11 protein-coding genes are annotated in these 15,457 nt (G+C 46.2%); 7 read left to right on the forward strand and 4 right to left on the reverse strand.

Features of this window, described 5'->3' with window-relative positions:
* The first annotated feature begins 89 nt into the window (after window positions 1–89).
* The 3 genes from RH45_RS17980 (at window position 90) to RH45_RS17990 (ending at window position 4,237) form a co-directional block, all read left to right on the forward strand.
* The gene (locus RH45_RS17980) at window positions 90–1,247 is read left to right on the forward strand and encodes an N-acetylneuraminate epimerase (RefSeq protein ID WP_008079926.1); all 1,158 of its coding nucleotides are present in this window, start codon (window positions 90–92) and stop codon (window positions 1,245–1,247) included.
* A gap of 12 nt (window positions 1,248–1,259) precedes the next feature.
* Window positions 1,260–2,330: a YjhT family mutarotase gene (locus RH45_RS17985; protein WP_008079927.1), complete on the forward strand. Its 1,071-nt coding sequence runs from the start codon at window positions 1,260–1,262 to the stop codon at window positions 2,328–2,330.
* Window positions 2,331–2,488: 158 nt separating this feature from the next.
* Complete coding sequence (locus RH45_RS17990) at window positions 2,489–4,237, forward strand: exo-alpha-sialidase (RefSeq protein ID WP_008079928.1); 1,749 nt, start codon at window positions 2,489–2,491, stop codon at window positions 4,235–4,237.
* Between the two features lie 48 nt (window positions 4,238–4,285).
* Here the strand turns inward: RH45_RS17990 and RH45_RS17995 are convergent, their stop codons facing one another.
* The 3 genes from RH45_RS17995 to glgX form a co-directional block, all read right to left on the reverse strand.
* Window positions 4,286–6,049 (reverse strand): sensor domain-containing diguanylate cyclase, encoded by a 1,764-nt coding sequence (locus RH45_RS17995; protein WP_081467680.1) that lies wholly within the window; start codon window positions 6,047–6,049, stop codon window positions 4,286–4,288.
* A gap of 207 nt (window positions 6,050–6,256) precedes the next feature.
* Window positions 6,257–6,403 carry a hypothetical protein gene (locus RH45_RS23605; protein ID WP_008079932.1) on the reverse strand — a complete coding sequence of 49 codons (147 nt, stop codon included), beginning with the start codon at window positions 6,401–6,403 and terminating at the stop codon, window positions 6,257–6,259.
* A gap of 210 nt (window positions 6,404–6,613) precedes the next feature.
* Entirely contained in the window at window positions 6,614–8,563 is a 1,950-nt protein-coding gene (gene glgX / locus RH45_RS18000; protein WP_008079934.1) for a glycogen debranching protein GlgX, read from the reverse strand.
* Between the two features lie 449 nt (window positions 8,564–9,012).
* On the opposite strand from glgX, the gene RH45_RS18005 reads away from it, so the two are divergent.
* The 3 genes from RH45_RS18005 to RH45_RS18015 all read left to right on the forward strand — a co-directional run bounded on the left by RH45_RS18005 (window position 9,013) and on the right by RH45_RS18015 (window position 13,083).
* Window positions 9,013–10,353, forward strand: coding sequence for a carbohydrate porin (locus RH45_RS18005; RefSeq protein WP_008079935.1), 1,341 nt, complete (start codon window positions 9,013–9,015; stop codon window positions 10,351–10,353).
* A gap of 75 nt (window positions 10,354–10,428) precedes the next feature.
* A complete protein-coding gene (locus RH45_RS18010) occupies window positions 10,429–11,301 on the forward strand; it encodes a MalM family protein (RefSeq protein WP_008079936.1) in 873 nt (290 codons plus the stop codon).
* 258 nt (window positions 11,302–11,559) lie between these two features.
* Window positions 11,560–13,083 (forward strand): hypothetical protein, encoded by a 1,524-nt coding sequence (locus RH45_RS18015; protein ID WP_008079937.1) that lies wholly within the window; start codon window positions 11,560–11,562, stop codon window positions 13,081–13,083.
* A gap of 50 nt (window positions 13,084–13,133) precedes the next feature.
* On the opposite strand, the gene RH45_RS18020 is transcribed toward RH45_RS18015, so the two are convergent.
* Window positions 13,134–14,039, reverse strand: coding sequence for a LysR family transcriptional regulator (locus RH45_RS18020; protein WP_008079938.1), 906 nt, complete (start codon window positions 14,037–14,039; stop codon window positions 13,134–13,136).
* A 137-nt stretch (window positions 14,040–14,176) separates the two neighbouring features.
* Here RH45_RS18020 and RH45_RS18025 point away from each other — a divergent pair, with 137 nt between their 5' ends.
* Window positions 14,177–15,445, forward strand: coding sequence for a D-amino acid dehydrogenase (locus RH45_RS18025; protein ID WP_008079939.1), 1,269 nt, complete (start codon window positions 14,177–14,179; stop codon window positions 15,443–15,445).
* Window positions 15,446–15,457: the final 12 nt, after the last annotated feature.

The raw sequence follows: 15,457 nt of genomic DNA on the forward strand, positions 1-15,457 counted from the left end.
ACGAATTTTAATCAAATAAGCGACATAGTCGCACCTTGCTATCGAGAGGTGTTTGAGACTTGAGTCGTAATGAAAAGGAAATCGAACTAATGACAATAAAACATTTCGCTGTTTCTGCACCTTTGCTTGCTGCTTCTCTGGTACTTAGCCAAACCGCATTGGCATCCGAACAGTGGCCCGATTTGCCTGTGGGTGTCAAAAGTGGCATCGGGGCTCAAGTGGGCAGCCAGGTCTATGTTGGGCTTGGCTCGGCGGGAACCGATTTTTACATGCTTGACCTTGAAAACCTGCAGCTTGGTTGGCAGAAGAAGGCGGATTTTGCCGGTCCTGGTCGTAGTGGCGCTACAGCATCCGTGATAGGCGAAAGTATTTATGTCTTTGGCGGCTCGGGTAAGGAGAAGGCATCGGATGCTGCGCCAATCTTATTTGACACTGTGTATCGTTATGATGTGAGTTCAGATACTTGGTCTCAAGCGAATACGCAGACACCTGTCGGCTTATTAGGCGCAGCTTCCTATTCACCCGATGGTGAGCAAGTGGTGTTTTTTGGTGGTTACAATAAAGCCTACTTCGATACTTACCTCCATGATGTCATGACGACGGACAAAAAAGCGCAACCTCAAGCGTGGCAGAAGATTGTTGACGATTACATGGGCATGAAGCCTTTGGATTACAAATGGAATCGTCATGTTATCAGTTACCAGCCGAAAACAGGCCAATGGAGCGATTTAGGCCAATCTCCTTATCTCCCTAACTGCGGCAGCGCGCTGGTTGCCGATGGTGGAAGCGCAATGCTCATTAGCGGTGAGATCAAACCGGGCCTTCGCACCGCGGAAGTCAAACAGTATCAATTCGGCGCTGAGCAGCCTTGGCTTAGCCAGCATGCCTTGCCCGCCCCGAATAAGAGTGGTGTTCAAGAGGGCGTGGCGGGCGCGTTTGCTGGCAAGAGTAATGGTGCGCTTATCGTTGCTGGTGGGGCGAATTTCCATGGTGCCAAAGCGGCTTTTGAAAGCGGCAAACTGTTTGCACACAACGGCTTTGGCAAAGCATTCAATCCGGAAATTTATGTCCAACAGAATGGTTTGTGGCAACAGGCGAATAATTTGCCTGAGGGCTTAGCGTACGGCAGCTCCTTCGCGGCAGGTCAGGGGGTACTGATTGCGGGTGGCGAGAAGAGTGATCGTAGCGCGAGCAAAAAAGTTTACCTGCTTGCATGGGACGGTTCGTCCGTCGGTATTGAAGACTAACAGGAGTTGCAGATGTCGCTACAGGTATTGCCAATCGCAAGTCTTCCAATAGGAATTAAAAACGGTGTAGGGGGATTGGTTGGCCGCCGACTTTACGCCGGTTTGGGAAGTGCAGGGAAGCACTTATTTTTCTACGACTTAGATACGCCCGCATTAGGTTGGCAACAAGCGCCACTTTTCCCGGGTCTGGAGAGAAATGACGCTGTCGCTGTGACCAGCGGTAATCGGCTTTACGTCTTCTCTGGCGCAGGAATTGAGCCTGGTAATTGCTCCCCAAGTGTATTGAGTGATGGGTACTACTTTGATGTCAACGACAACGCATGGGGGCAGGTTGAGGCGTCAATACCTGTGGGTTTGCTTGGTGCAAGCGGGTGCGAAATTGAGCCTGAAAAGTTGCTGTTCTTTGGCGGCTACAACAAATCCACCTTTGATGACTTTCTCAACAAACTGTCACAAGTGGATGCCGCATTAAAACCTCAACAACACCAAGCTCTGTTGAGCGAATTTATGTCTCAGCCAATCGAAGAGTACGGCTGGAATGGTGACATTTGGCAGTTTGATACGCGTCTACAACGCTGGTCAATCAAAGCCAGCAACCCATTTGCAGCGAACTGTGGGGCGGGGCTTATCCAACAAGAGAATCGCGTCACTTTAATTGAAGGCGAAGTAAAACCCGGGCTTAGAAGTCTCGATAGCAAGCAATTTACTTTCCATTCAACGGGTGGCGCCGATTATCAACGCATACCCGCTATTGCGCAGAGCAACCCGAATCATGAAGGCATTGCTGGCGGCTTCGCGGGGCTAACTCAAGACGCATTGACCGTGGCGGGCGGTGCCTACTTCGTCGGCAGTCAGGATAACTATAGAAAAAGGCAGTGGTATAGCCATCAGGGGCTGAAAAAGCATTACAGCACCGATATTTGGATGTTTGATGGCAAACGGTGGCAGATAGCGGGGCAACTCTCTCAAGGGCTTGCTTATGGGGTCGCTATTTCTGTCGGAGATGAGATGTATGTAATAGGAGGTGAAGATAACTCAGGAGCAGCGCAACGAGGTTGCTGCGTATTAACTTGGTCTCATTGACCTAAATCTTATTGTATTCAACAGCAAAACTTTCCAATTGAGCTAGTGATTCCCTCCTCGCGTTGATGTTGTAGCGAGGAGGCTTTTTACATCTTGAATAAACCCATTGAATCGCTGGATAAGACAAATAACGAGGAACAACAGTGATAGAACATAAAATGAAAAAGAGTTTCATCGGTTACGGCTTGCTTGCCTGCACTATGTTTACCTTGCCTCTTCAGGCTCAGGCCGTTGCCCCTAACGTGCGTGATGTTGTGGTGTTTAAGGGAGGAGAAGGTGGCAGCAGCCATTTCCGAATTCCTTCTATCGTGGTAGCTAAAGACGGCTCTCTCGTCGCTTTTGCTGAAGGGCGTGCATCCAGTTCCGATCCAGGAAGTGGCAACCCAACCAGTATCAAGAGCAGACGTTCTACCGATAACGGCGTGACTTGGAGCGACTATCAAGCCATCCACGAGGTATCCAACCAAGCTTATTCTGATCCGCGCCCTTTTGTCGATCAAAGTAATGGACGCATCTTTGTCTTCTACACTAAATGGGATAACGATTGTGCTCAAAATGGCAGCTGTGTGCCATTCGACGACCCGCAACACAAGTTGCTTTATCGTACCAGTGACGACAACGGTCAAACTTGGTCAGAGGCAGTAGATGTTTTGGATCAAGTCAAAGATATCAACTGGATGGCTAACGGCACCAATGACCACAATGGACGAGCGACATGGTCGGTGACGCCGTCTCAAACTGAGTTAAACGATGCGGCATCGCAGGGCTGGTCGTTAAGTTGGAATGCGCGTGTAGCCGAAGGGGAATGTAATGTTCAGTACTTTGGTAATGGTAACACTCGTTACTTGGCCGATTTGCGAGTGAATGACGACAAATCGGTGACTGCGATACTCTATCGAGACGGCAGTAATCTAGAGTTCCCACTTAACTTTGATATCTCTGGTTACCATGAGTATCAAATTGCTTCGACAGGCAATAGCGCAAGCTTCTATGTTGACGGTACTCTGGTCGCCTCCAATTGGGAGGGACAGACCCACTCCAGCAAAACGGTGACATGGGGTAACGGTTGCTCATCAACAAAAGGGGCAATTGCCTATCGCGATATAAACTTCTCGATTGACGGGCAGTCTCGCTATCAGTTTGATGCGAGTTTGATGAAGCGCGTTAACAACTCCGTTGTAAAGCATCCTTCAGAGCAGGGGTGGACAGTTACCAGTGCGAACAATGGTAAAGGTGATCCTGGTTGGCGCAGCATTAACGCAGGCCCCGGGCAAGGTATCCAGTTATCAAGTGGCCGTCTTATCTTCCCTGCGATTGTTTTAGATGCCTTCACTCAGTTGTCCGTCGTTTCTATCTACAGTGATGACCATGGATCCACGTGGCAGGCGGGCCAGCAAACGCCAACTTTCAAGCTTGAACCAAGTGAAGCGGATATGGTGGAGTTAAATGATGGCCGCTTATTAATGTCTGCAAGAAACGACGGTGTTACAGGGGAAGGTAATTTTAATCGCTATCAATACATCAGCTCAGATCAAGGTATCACTTGGAGCGTTGTTGAAGAGCAGCGATTCTCTACCAATGGAGCTTTGTTCTTTAAGCTCGATCAGGTTGATATTGGTCTGCTGCGCTATGGTGACAACCGAGTGTTAATGTCTGGTCCTCAAGGCAATTCAGCGGTGAGCTCTGATCGCAACGATCTTGCGATTTGGAGTGCGGTTGAAGATGGCGCGGGTAACTATAATTACGAGCAACGTACCCAGTTTAGAGATGGATACAGTGCTTATTCTGATCTGATCAAACTGCAAGATAAGGGGATATCAGGTAATGAAGACATTGGCGTCATCTATGAGGCTAAGTCCAGTACCGAGATTCGTTTTATGGTGATTGATATTGACCAAGTTAACTAAGATTCGGCATTAAATAAAAGGGAAGTGGTTAGCCACTTCCCTTGATGGTTATGCACGAAACGTGTTCAATACCACTTGATTCCGCCCAAGCCCTTTTGCCTGATAGAGGGCTTTGTCTGCGCGACCAATGGTGATGTGTTGGCTATCTTCAGCCGAAGTGATACCGATACTCACGGTAAAACGTACTTCGGCACCTTCAAAATTTAACTCTGCTTGTTCAATCATATGGCGAAACATTTCGCACTGTTCATAGGCATCATTCTCATCGTTTGCATTGAACAACACACAGAACTCCTCTCCGCCATAACGCGCTAAGCTTATTGCTCCCGGCTTCGGAAAGTACTTCTTCATCAGATCGGCGGTATGCATGATCACTTTGTCTCCACATTGGTGGCCATGCACATCGTTAATTCGCTTGAAGTGGTCAATATCCAAAATGGCAAGATAGATACCTTCTTGGTCTAAATTTGCGTCTATTTTATCGCGGATCGTGAGCTTATTATCCAGATGTGTCATGACATCTTTACTGCGTAACTGTTTGTGCAACAGCAAGTTAGAGAGAGCAACTTCGGAGTAATCGCGAATCATACGTAGAATGCTGCGATAGGTTGGAAAGGTCGCTTGCATGTAAATGACTGCGATCAGATCGTCCTTATCGAACAGTGGAATCGTATAGTGACGCGAGTTGATTTTTAATCGCTTCGCCAATGGGTCTGCGTAGCGCTTACTGGTGTAGCTTAAGGAACTCGGTGAGAAGCGCTTCGCCAGATCTTTATCCTTTAGGACAACATGGCTGTTCCCGTGATAATCCAAGGTGCTGAAATGCCCGTAATCGGCATCGTATAAGCAGAGCTGGATCCCTTTATGATGACAAAATCGATCTAGTATGCTGCGCAGGTTGTGCTTAAAATCGGCTAAGTCATCTTTGTTGTTAAGTTCAGCGAGTGACACATTCAACTGATAGGTCAGATAGTTGAAGATCATGGCCAGAAGCAGTAGAGAGGCGATCACAATTGCGGTTAAAGAAAACTGATATGAGCTTGCCAATATGTCGGAGCGATCAGTGCCAGCGATGAATACCCATTGGTATGGATTGTTCGAATCGAACACAGAGACTTTGAATTGGTCTTTGTAGTAGTACTCATGCTTACCAAACTCAAGGCCTTGCTGAATCCGTTCGCTAATCCCCGCATGGTAGCTGACCGACGGGGTACCTATGCGCAGAGGATCTGGGTGGAAGACTAATCTGCCTGTCACACTATCAACCACAAATACGTAGCCATTAGACAGGGTCTTTAATCCGCGCAGGCTTTGTGTGGTGTATTTTAAGTCAAATTCAATCCAGATTTGACTCTGGTTTCGCTGCATGTAGCGCACAGCAAAGACCCATTGACCGGGCATTTTTTGATAAACGGATGAAACGCTAAAACGAGGAAGCGTTTCACCTAAGGGATGCCACTGGATGGCTTGTTGCTCAGCCTTGATTGGATGGAGCATAGTCGAGCTGTATTGCTGAGTTCGATGATCGACAGTGATGATATCGGTGTAGGCAGGAGAGTGTTTTAGAATGCTTCGTGCCGTCGAGTTAAACTGGCTTTTTGTTTCCGCATCGTCGAGGAGGTAGAGTTTGCTGGTTGCTGCTTCAATTTGAGAAGAGATGAGATTGGAAGCGGTTTTTAGGTTTGCGAAAGACTGTTGATAAGCACTTTGTTCCGACGTATTCAATTGATGGAACGCCGCGTATATCATTCCAACTACTAGCAGAATGATGTACGGTCTGAGCGTTCGAATAAGTAGTTTAGGTAACGCCATTTTTGCCAACTGATTATTATAAAAAATATAGTATTTATGCGGCAGTATCCTATACGGATTTAAAAGGTGCATCAATGCATATTGATTGGGTTTATTGGTGAGTGTTCTTTTAATAATCTACCGTATGACTTAAAGGTGTTTTCGGTTACTGATCTGTGCTTCTTTGCAAATCTCATGCGTTTGTTTGGTGTGATATTCTCAATACGCTCACCCAAACAAAACGAGCGTTAATACGCCGACGACAAACCACACAGCAAGTGTTGGCGCACTATTACTTATCCAGCCGAGTTCTTTGAGCATCTTATCTGTCGGTTCTAAATTGATTTGTTCTACGTAGTCGTCAAGCTCTTTCATTTCAAATACTGCCACTGAAATTAACGATGAAAAGGTTATTACGGTTTCTAACGCGGTTAAATCAAGTTATTTAAAACCGGTGTTAAGAAGAACTTTACGCAAGATCACGCATGAATTGCAGAGACACTGCGTACAGGGGAAAGGGGCAATTTCTGTGGGGATAGGTGGCAAAGAAAAGCAGCGACATGTCATTATGTCGCTGCATCAACATTAAGACTCTGCGTGGAAGATGGCAATGGAAGCCGGGGCAACCAATACCTGTTTGTGATCGATGGTTTGGTGGAGCTGGTGTGAATCGGTATTACAGATCATATTCCAGTTGGTTTTCCCTTTAGTCGGTAACGTAAAGCGAGCAGGGGCGTTCGTTTGGTTAATGCAGTAGAACAACTCTTCTCCATTTTTGCCGATACCCAAATGCAACGCTACGGAACTTAGGCGATTCCAGTCGTCGTGCTCCATATAGCTACCGTCTAGACGGCGCCAGAATATTCTGTTTTCGTTGCGCTTCTCTCCGCTGAACGCTCGAATAAACGGCACCATGTAGGTTTGTCTAGCTTCAAGCATCTGTGCCAGCCAGGCTTTAAAGCACTCTTTACGTGGCGTCATGTGCCAATCTAACCAACTCAGTTCGTTGTCTTGGCAATAGGCGTTGTTGTTACCCCTTTGAGTATGGGAGAGTACATCAGCCGTTAATACGTGTGGAATACCAAAGGCAAACAGTAGGCTGGCCATAAAGTTGCGTTTTTGCTTTTCACGTTTCTCGATAACAGAAGGGTTGTCAGTGTCGCCTTCTACGCCATAGTTATCTGAACGATTATCGCCATGACCGTCGCGGTTATGCTCGCCATTTGCTTCATTATGCTTGTGCTTGTAAGACACCAAGTCTTGCATACAGAAACCATCATGGTAAGTGATGTAGTTGACGGTGAGCTTATATGGCCAGTTGGCTGCACTGTAAAGGTCACGTGACCCCATCAGACGCGTGGCGAACTCTTTCAAAAAGCCCTGATCGCCGCGCCAAAAGCTGCGGGTGATGTCTCGCAAACGGTCGTTACATTCATTCCAACCAAACGGGAAATTACCGACTTGATAGCCATTGGGGCCGATGTCCCAAGGCTCGGCAATCAGTTTAACTTCGCGCAATACAGGGTCTTGGGCGACCGCTTTGAAGAATCCAGCATCTTGGCTGAAGTTGTCGCCATGTCGACCTAAGGTCGCAGCTAAGTCAAAACGGAAGCCGTCTATTTTGTATTCGGTTACCCAGTAGCGTAGGGTATCCATCACTAAATTCAGGCTTGGCTGATAGCTTAAATCTACCGTATTACCGCAGCCAGTGTAGTTAGCAAAGTGCTCACCGTGTTTTAGGTAATATCGTTTATCGAGCGCTTTGAGGTTGAAGACTGGACCATCGGCACCACCTTCGGCGGTATGGTTGTAAACCACATCAAGGATGACTTCAATGCCATGGCGATGTAACTCGCGAATTGCTGTCTTTAGCTCGGTTACCGCGTCTTTTTCAGCGTAGCGCGGGTCGGGAACCATGAATAGGTATGGGTTGTAGCCCCAGTAGTTTACCTTTTCCATCTTCAGTAGATGTGGCTCATGCATACACGCTGCGACTGGCAGTAGTTGAAGGGTGTTAATGTTCTGCTGCTTGTAAAATTCCAACATGGCATCACTAACTAAGCCCAAGTAACGCCCTTGATTTTCAAGAGGGACATCAGGGTTAAGTTTGGACAGGCCTTTTACATGAGTCTCAAACAGCACCATTTCTTCACGTGGACGATTGGGGCGCTCAATACCTTGCCAGTCAAAGCTGTCGTCGACAACCACACATCGGGCTAGGTCGAAACTTTTGTCTGAATTGAAAGGAAGAGCGTAGTGAAGAGGTTTGGCAATGGCTTTGGCATAAGGATCGGAAATCAAATGCGGCGTTCCCTTACTCTCAACCAAGTAGGCATAGTGAGTTCCGGGTTTAATATCGGCCACAAAGGTATGTCTGATGCCAGCGTACTCACCGTCGAGCGGGTAAGTTTCAAAATGACCACTCTGGTCAAAAATAGCCAATTGAATGGATTTCGCATCCGGTGCGTAAATGGAAAAGTTACACCCGTCTGGGCTTGGGGTGGCACCTAATGGGTATGGGTGAGAACACTGCATGATCATTACTTACAAATTTTGTGTACTTTTTATAGCGAAGCTTAAGTAAATAGTGTTGCGCCAAATTGGTCAAGCGCCTTAAAGAAAAATTGTATATGTAATTTTATTTCAGAATTATTGCAAATTTTAATCAATTAGTGAGCAAGTTGGCATTTTGTTCGGCTAATTATTTCTGTTGAGTTTTATCCTCCTCCTAGAATGTGTGATTTAGTGCACTAATATATCATGCGGTTACTTTTCTCCTCCTTTCTCATCCCCCTGAAATTAATTTAGTTCGGATGAAGTCGTCCCTCTACTCCCTAGGTAATCTGACCGCAGTTGAGACAAATGAGGATGCGGTTGAAAAACTAATTCCTATCTTACCTCTCTTTTACTTACCACCTGTTCTGCCTTTCAGGATGTATCGACAAGAGAGCGAAAAGAATAATAAACCCTAAATGGAGTTAAAAATGAAAAAAGTAAGCGTGTTAGCTGCTGCAGTGGCAACTGCCTTAACATCGGGATATGTATTGGCTGAAACAGATGTTGCACTGGATGTAACTTCTGGTGAATCAACAATGGAAGTTGAAGTAGCAAACCCTACGGAAGTGATTTCTGATGGTTGGGAAGTGCATGGCTACATGTCTGCAAACTTCCGCATGAAAGATGGCGAAACCATCGATTCAGAATTCGGTAAGCCAGATTACCACTCTGCTGGTACATCTGGTCAAAGTACGAACCAAGTAGAGTTTACGATCAAAAAGCACACTGAGCACAATAACGGTGTTTGGTCTGACTTCGTAGTACGCTCTGAGTTCGGTAACGGTAACTCGTTCGCCTACTCTTCTGAAGGTAGCCAAAAAGCGAACGACAAAGCGCAATTTGAAGTGAAAGAAGCGTATGTTGAGCTTGGTGGCATTTCTTTCCTAGGCGAAGATACGTCTATCTGGAGTGGTCACAGATTCTTCAACCGTTCTGCAGGTCTTCTTTCTGGTGAGTTCTGGAACCAGTCTTCTGGTCTGGGTGCGGGTGTTCAAACTAAGCTTGGTGGCAACACTGCAGGTTTTGCGGTAATTGCAGCAGACACTAACGATGACATCAACAATGGTGTTAATAGCGACCGTGAAACTAACGTGGCGTACAACGCATACTACCACGGTGTTCAAGGTCTAGGTGGTAGCTTTAACTTTGATTTGAAATACATCACTCGTGCGAACAAAACGGATCCAGCAGCAGATAACGGCGTTGGCGCAGCAATCACATACAACCGCGACTACTACGGTTTCGATGGTTGGAGCCAAACGGGTATCGCTTACGGTTACGGCGCTGCAGCTAACCGCGGTGTGAACTTTGGTTCTTGGAGTGGTGACAACAGCTTCACTGATGATTCAAACAGCATCTTCCTAACGTCTTACGGTGTTGCTAACCTGTCTGATTCTTGGCAGCTAGGTACGGAAGTAACCGCTTTCATCACGAACGAAATGTTCGGTCAAGAAGATCTGACTCGTATCCTTGTAGCAGCTCGTCCTTCTTACAAGATTAACGACAACCTACGTTTCGAAATGACAGGTAGTGTTTCTAAAGAGAAAATTGCTGATGGTGCGGCATGGGGTCGTCAAGACGACAACACTTACTACATGCTAGAAGCGGCGCTTCCTGTAACGGTTAACGCTGACTACTTCGGTCGTCCACAAATCAAGCCTTACGTGACTTACTACAACACTGAAGAAGAAAGTGCTGGTGGTATCGGTCTAGCGGGAACAGACGGTAAAGAAGTTATTGTCGGCATCCACACAGAAATCTGGTTCTAAGCTAGATTAATTGCAAGGCAGCCAGTAGGCTGCCTTTTGTCATTTTAATAAAACAACCTTTAGTGAGAGATAATGATGAACAATAAACACTCTTTGTTAGCCGTTGTGCTAGGTGCTTTGCTAGCGGGTTGTGCCTCAAATACCCCGATTGATAAACAAGTTGCTGCCCCTACCAATGCAGAAGTTTGCTGCAACGACTACACCCAATTCCCATATTCTCAACTTGGTGATAAAGAAGATCTATCGTTTGAAATCGATATGTCGTCGCCAATTGGCAAGTTTGCTGAAGGCAACAGCTATTTTGAAGCGTTCCGTTTTAGTGAGCGCTCTGGTCAAGTACAAGTGACTGTCTCAAGCTTAATGATTGATGATTCAGTCTTCTCCCCTCAAGTACAATTGCTCGATACTAACTTCAACGTTGTTAAAACCCTTACTTTGAGTGATTTCCAGGTACTCGCTTCCAACGCGTTTACTCGTACTCGTTATGTGGCCAAGTTCAAAGCTAATGCGGAAAAGACCCCTTATTTTGTTATTTACACGCCAGCGGAAACGCTAGGTAAAAGTGTAAAAGTCGATCACCCGGCTAAAGTACGCGCTAAAGAGTTTGGCGAAGTGATGCCTATGGTGACGGATCCTGTATACACCTACCAACTTGGTGGTGATATTGAGCTTGAGGTTGAGACCTTAAAACTGCGCCCGTTCCGCGCCACGGCAGCGGTTGCTGCTCCGGTTGCTGCCGCACCAGTCGTTGCCGCCAAACAAGAAGTGGTCAAGCCGAAATCAGCTATTCAGGTTCAGCCAGATACGCAAAGTTACTACTTCAATGCCATTGAAAGTGCTGTTGCTGCAGGTGATATTCCTAAAGCCCTGAGCTTACTTGATGAAGCAAAAGCGCTAAACATTAAGGGCGCGCAAGAAGTGTTTGTAAAAGCCGTTAATGCAAAATAAAGGCGAATAGCCGCAAACACACATTTCGTGACTACGAAACTAAAAAGGCAAACCTGTTGGTTTGCCTTTTTTGTCTGGATGGTCACCCAACGCCAATGTATGGCATAGAACTGCCCAATTGGTTACATCTATTCAGTTGCCAGCTTATGTAGCTGATTGTCGTTACTCTGTCTCTCCAAATATGCAATTTATTACAATGCTTCAGCTATTTAGGTGCTAAATTCCTTGCGTTTATCTTGTAATGAATAAGGAATTCCAATGAAGAAACGCTCATTGGGTCTAGTTGCTGTTTTGTCAATTTTGGTGTCATCGCAAAGCTTTGCAGATGATGTACTACCAATCGAAAAAGTATGTAGCTCAGAAGTTGTCGAGCATTTAGAGCAACCCATCACTCAAGATGCTGACTTGTTCTACTACTATTTAAGCTTAATGGAAGGTAGCTGCTATCCCGATATAGACCGGGATAGAATTGACCCTGTTAAAGTCCTTCAACATTTTGCTGCTCTAGGAGAGCCTTTAGCGCAATACTCTCTGGACAATGATATTGAAGCTCTGCTCGCGAAGGCGAGAGCAGGTGACGTCTCAGCTCAAATTTATACTGTCCTTAAGAACACCGAATATAACAGTATTGGCAAAGTTAACACTGCGGAACAAACCGTGGTTATACCTAGGGAAGAGCTCAATAGGTATATCACTGCAATGGTCGCTTTAGCACAAAAAGGGGATGCTAGGGCAATACTTCCAACCATCGTTTACATGATTGATGCACCTAACCCTACATACACAGTTGAGACTAGGTTCAATATCGCACATGATCTCGTAGAACGCTTTGGTCAGTTCAACATGATGTATGCGGTCATGCTTAACATGTGGAAGATCACTCACAGTGATTTTGAAATTTGTATCTCTGAAGACGAAACCATGCTGATTGATCGACAAAACATGTCAGTGCTATGCGGTATGGCTTTTGATAGAAAACGGTATGACGAGCTTAAGACGATGTCTAGCAAAGAGAGGCTAGTCAGTTTCAAGAATTACTTGGCAAGCGTTAAGCTTAGCGACGAGGAAGTTGAAACACGCAAGGGAGCAGTCAAATGGCTCGAAGAAATGAGAACGGTATCCATATATTCTTTGCTAGAAGTCCCTTACTCCAGAGAACTACTCCCTTATATGGTGTATAGACCATACGGTCAATATCGGCTACAGGAGATCCGTGCAGAGTATTGGTATAAGAAATACGCAACTACCCACACGGTTGATGAAACAAACTTTAAACTGTTGCTAGCTCTTTCTAGCCACTTGTATTTAATCGATTCCTCTCAAGCGGAGGCCGTGAGGGAGAGTTTCACTGACTTTATTCCATTCAGCGAAAACCTGTACATATACAGTCATGTAAAACGCGGAGAACATGTTAAGGCTGAAGAGTTATACCTGAAACAGGTATTTGAGCATGGCGATATTGACGCATTACATAACCTAAGCATGATTTATGAATTTGTAATAAAAGATCACGTCAAAGCAAGAGCTTTAATGGACATCTATTCTGAGTACAGACCTGATTTTAGTGAGCACATACTAAGTTCTTTTCGTCGAACTGGTCATTTCAAAGAGAACTCGCCAGAGTTTGAATTACAGGTTAAGGAACAGACAAAGCGATTTAAGAAAAAGTTGCCCAAAGATGCTTCTACTACCCAATTTTTCCTGACATGGAACGATGCACTTAAACCCTACCTAATTGGAAAGCTCGATCAATTGATCGCTGAGGCAGATAAGTCTCAGTAAAACTAAAAAAACCGTCAGCCGCTTTTAATCAGAAGCGGCTTTTTTCCCTTTTACTGGTCGGGCAGTGCGCAGGGAAGTTCGTCTAATGTGGCTTTGATCTGCTCGATGAAGAGTTCAGCTGGTCGCGAGAGAGGTTCGTGGCTGCGGTGAATGACCCCCAACGCCAGTTTGATACTTGGCTCAAAGGGTTTAAAAACTAAGCCGGCCCAGTTTTGCCCATAACAGGCGAGATCGTCGACAAGCATGACACCTTGATTTTGTTGTACTAACAAGCAGCCGTTGGCAAATTGGTTAACTTCTATACCGACTTGTATTTGGCCATTTTGGTGTGGCATTACCGGTCTTAACACCTTTTTGAGCCAAGCTCCACCGTGGCAATAAATTACGTCTGTTGCCGCCAAGTCTTCCGATGTTACCAGCGCTTTTTCTGCTAAAGGGTGGCCTTTTGGCATCACGCACACCACCTTACCTTCTCGAATTACCCGCGCTTCTACGTCTTTATCGTTATACGGAAAATGGATCAACCCTAAGTCGGCTTGACGCCATTTGACGTGATTACTGATATTAACGCTATTGTGAATTTCAAAACGAAACCGAACTTCTGGCCACTGTTGGCGATAGTTTTTTATCGTATGCGGCACGAGGATCTGACCAATCAAAGCCTCGGCATTGATGATCAACGGAGTTTGCTTCAACTCACCCAGATCACGGCAAAAATCCTGAAAATGATCCAGTGATTGAATCACTTGCTCTGCCTCTTTGTAGAGCGACATCGCTTCAGGAGTGGGGACAATTTTGCCGTTCATCCTTTTAAACAGTTGGACACCCAGTTTGCTCTCCGAATAAGCGATCATCTTACTGATAGAAGGCTGGGAAACGTGCAGAGCTTTAGCGGCTTCTGTAATTGAGCCTGTCCGCATTACTTCGGTGAACACTTCGATTTGGCGTAAGTTCATGGCATAGCTTTTGGTTATGAAGTGGCTAATTTTTGTTATTTGATGTTATGCGTGGCGACTGACAATATCAAGTGATGTGTGAAGGTTGCCGCTAAGGCTTGCTGCCTTTTCGAACGGATGACGAATAGGATTGTGACATGACGAATAAAACCATTGCGGTAGTTGGTGCTGGCATTATTGGGGTTACCAGTGCTTACATGCTGAGACAGGCGGGCTATAAAGTCGTATTAGTGGATGCAGAGCATGGCCCCGCGCTCAAGACAAGCTTCGCCAATGGTTGCCAATTAAGCTATTCCTACGTTGATGCAATGTCTTCGCCAAGTTTGGTCAAAAAGCTGCCTAAGCTATTGCTCGGAGCTGACCCAGCTTTTCGAGTAAACCTGTTTCCAGACCTGTCATTACTAAAGTGGGGCAGTCGATTTTTATGGCAGGGGCAAGCAGCCAGAGAGCAGAAAAACACTCAGGATCTACTCAGGTTATCTCACTACTCTAGGCAGGTTCTTCACCAACTGCTTTCTCAATCGGCGCTAGAGTTTGCGCACCGTGAATCCGGTAAATTAGTTATTTATACCAATCCACAAGACTTTGATAATGCAAAGGCACGAGTCGCTCAAAAACGGGCTTGGGGATGTAAACAGGAGATCCTCACTCCGCAAGAGTGCATTGCCATTCAGCCAAGCTTACAACGGCTACCAAAGCCGTTAGCTGGGGGAATCTACGCTGCCACGGATGAAGTTGGAGACCCACATCGCTTCGCCAATCAACTTCTGGACCAGTTGGTGAAAGACACTGGGTTTGAAGCGAGATTTAACTGCCGAATCGAGAAAATTGTTAGAAAAGGTTCGTCGGTGCAATCACTTGAAACCTCGACTGGCAGCCTATGTGCCGATGCTTACGTGTGGGCCACTGGCGCTGAGAGCTTACCCCTGCTCGCGGACATTGGGCTTAACGTGCCTATCTATCCGATTAAGGGGTATAGCCTCACTGTTCCAGCGACCGAATCTGCACCAGACGTATGCATTACGGACATAGACAACAAAGTGGTTGTCGCTCGAGTGGGTGACCGATTGAGGATTGCAGGTTGCGCAGACATTGTTGGTTACGACCCCAGAATGGATCAACAGAGAATCGCCCATCTGTTACAGGTATGCCGGAGTCACTTTCCAGACGCTGGTCACTACAATGAGGTACTCAATACTTGGGCAGGGTTTCGTCCGGTTACCCCAAGCAGTGTTCCAATCATTGGTCAAGCGGGCGCTGACAACCTGTTTTTAAACATGGGGCATGGGATGTTAGGTTGGACGCTCGCACTAGGTTCTGCCTCGTTGCTCACTGCTCAGGTTAAGCAGCAAGCCTTACCGATAGACGCGACTGGTATGCGGCCTGAAGATCATGGCATCAGTTAGCCAAAAATCGCT

The sequence above is a fragment of the Vibrio sinaloensis DSM 21326 genome, assembly GCF_000189275.1.
GTDB classification, from domain to species: Bacteria; Pseudomonadota; Gammaproteobacteria; order Enterobacterales; family Vibrionaceae; genus Vibrio; species Vibrio sinaloensis.

What these genes read in the sequence shown, in the direction of transcription:
- RH45_RS17980 (WP_008079926.1), top strand. Translation starts at nt 90, where the DNA reads ATGACAATAAAACATTTCGCTGTTTCTGCACCTTTGCTTGCTGCTTCT.
- RH45_RS17985 (WP_008079927.1), top strand. Translation starts at nt 1,260, where the DNA reads ATGTCGCTACAGGTATTGCCAATCGCAAGTCTTCCAATAGGAATTAAA.
- RH45_RS17990 (WP_008079928.1), top strand. Translation starts at nt 2,489, where the DNA reads ATGAAAAAGAGTTTCATCGGTTACGGCTTGCTTGCCTGCACTATGTTT.
- RH45_RS17995 (WP_081467680.1), bottom strand. Translation starts at nt 6,049, where the DNA reads ATGGCGTTACCTAAACTACTTATTCGAACGCTCAGACCGTACATCATT.
- RH45_RS23605 (WP_008079932.1), bottom strand. Translation starts at nt 6,403, where the DNA reads ATGAAAGAGCTTGACGACTACGTAGAACAAATCAATTTAGAACCGACA.
- glgX (WP_008079934.1), bottom strand. Translation starts at nt 8,563, where the DNA reads ATGCAGTGTTCTCACCCATACCCATTAGGTGCCACCCCAAGCCCAGAC.
- RH45_RS18005 (WP_008079935.1), top strand. Translation starts at nt 9,013, where the DNA reads ATGAAAAAAGTAAGCGTGTTAGCTGCTGCAGTGGCAACTGCCTTAACA.
- RH45_RS18010 (WP_008079936.1), top strand. Translation starts at nt 10,429, where the DNA reads ATGAACAATAAACACTCTTTGTTAGCCGTTGTGCTAGGTGCTTTGCTA.
- RH45_RS18015 (WP_008079937.1), top strand. Translation starts at nt 11,560, where the DNA reads ATGAAGAAACGCTCATTGGGTCTAGTTGCTGTTTTGTCAATTTTGGTG.
- RH45_RS18020 (WP_008079938.1), bottom strand. Translation starts at nt 14,039, where the DNA reads ATGAACTTACGCCAAATCGAAGTGTTCACCGAAGTAATGCGGACAGGC.
- RH45_RS18025 (WP_008079939.1), top strand. Translation starts at nt 14,177, where the DNA reads ATGACGAATAAAACCATTGCGGTAGTTGGTGCTGGCATTATTGGGGTT.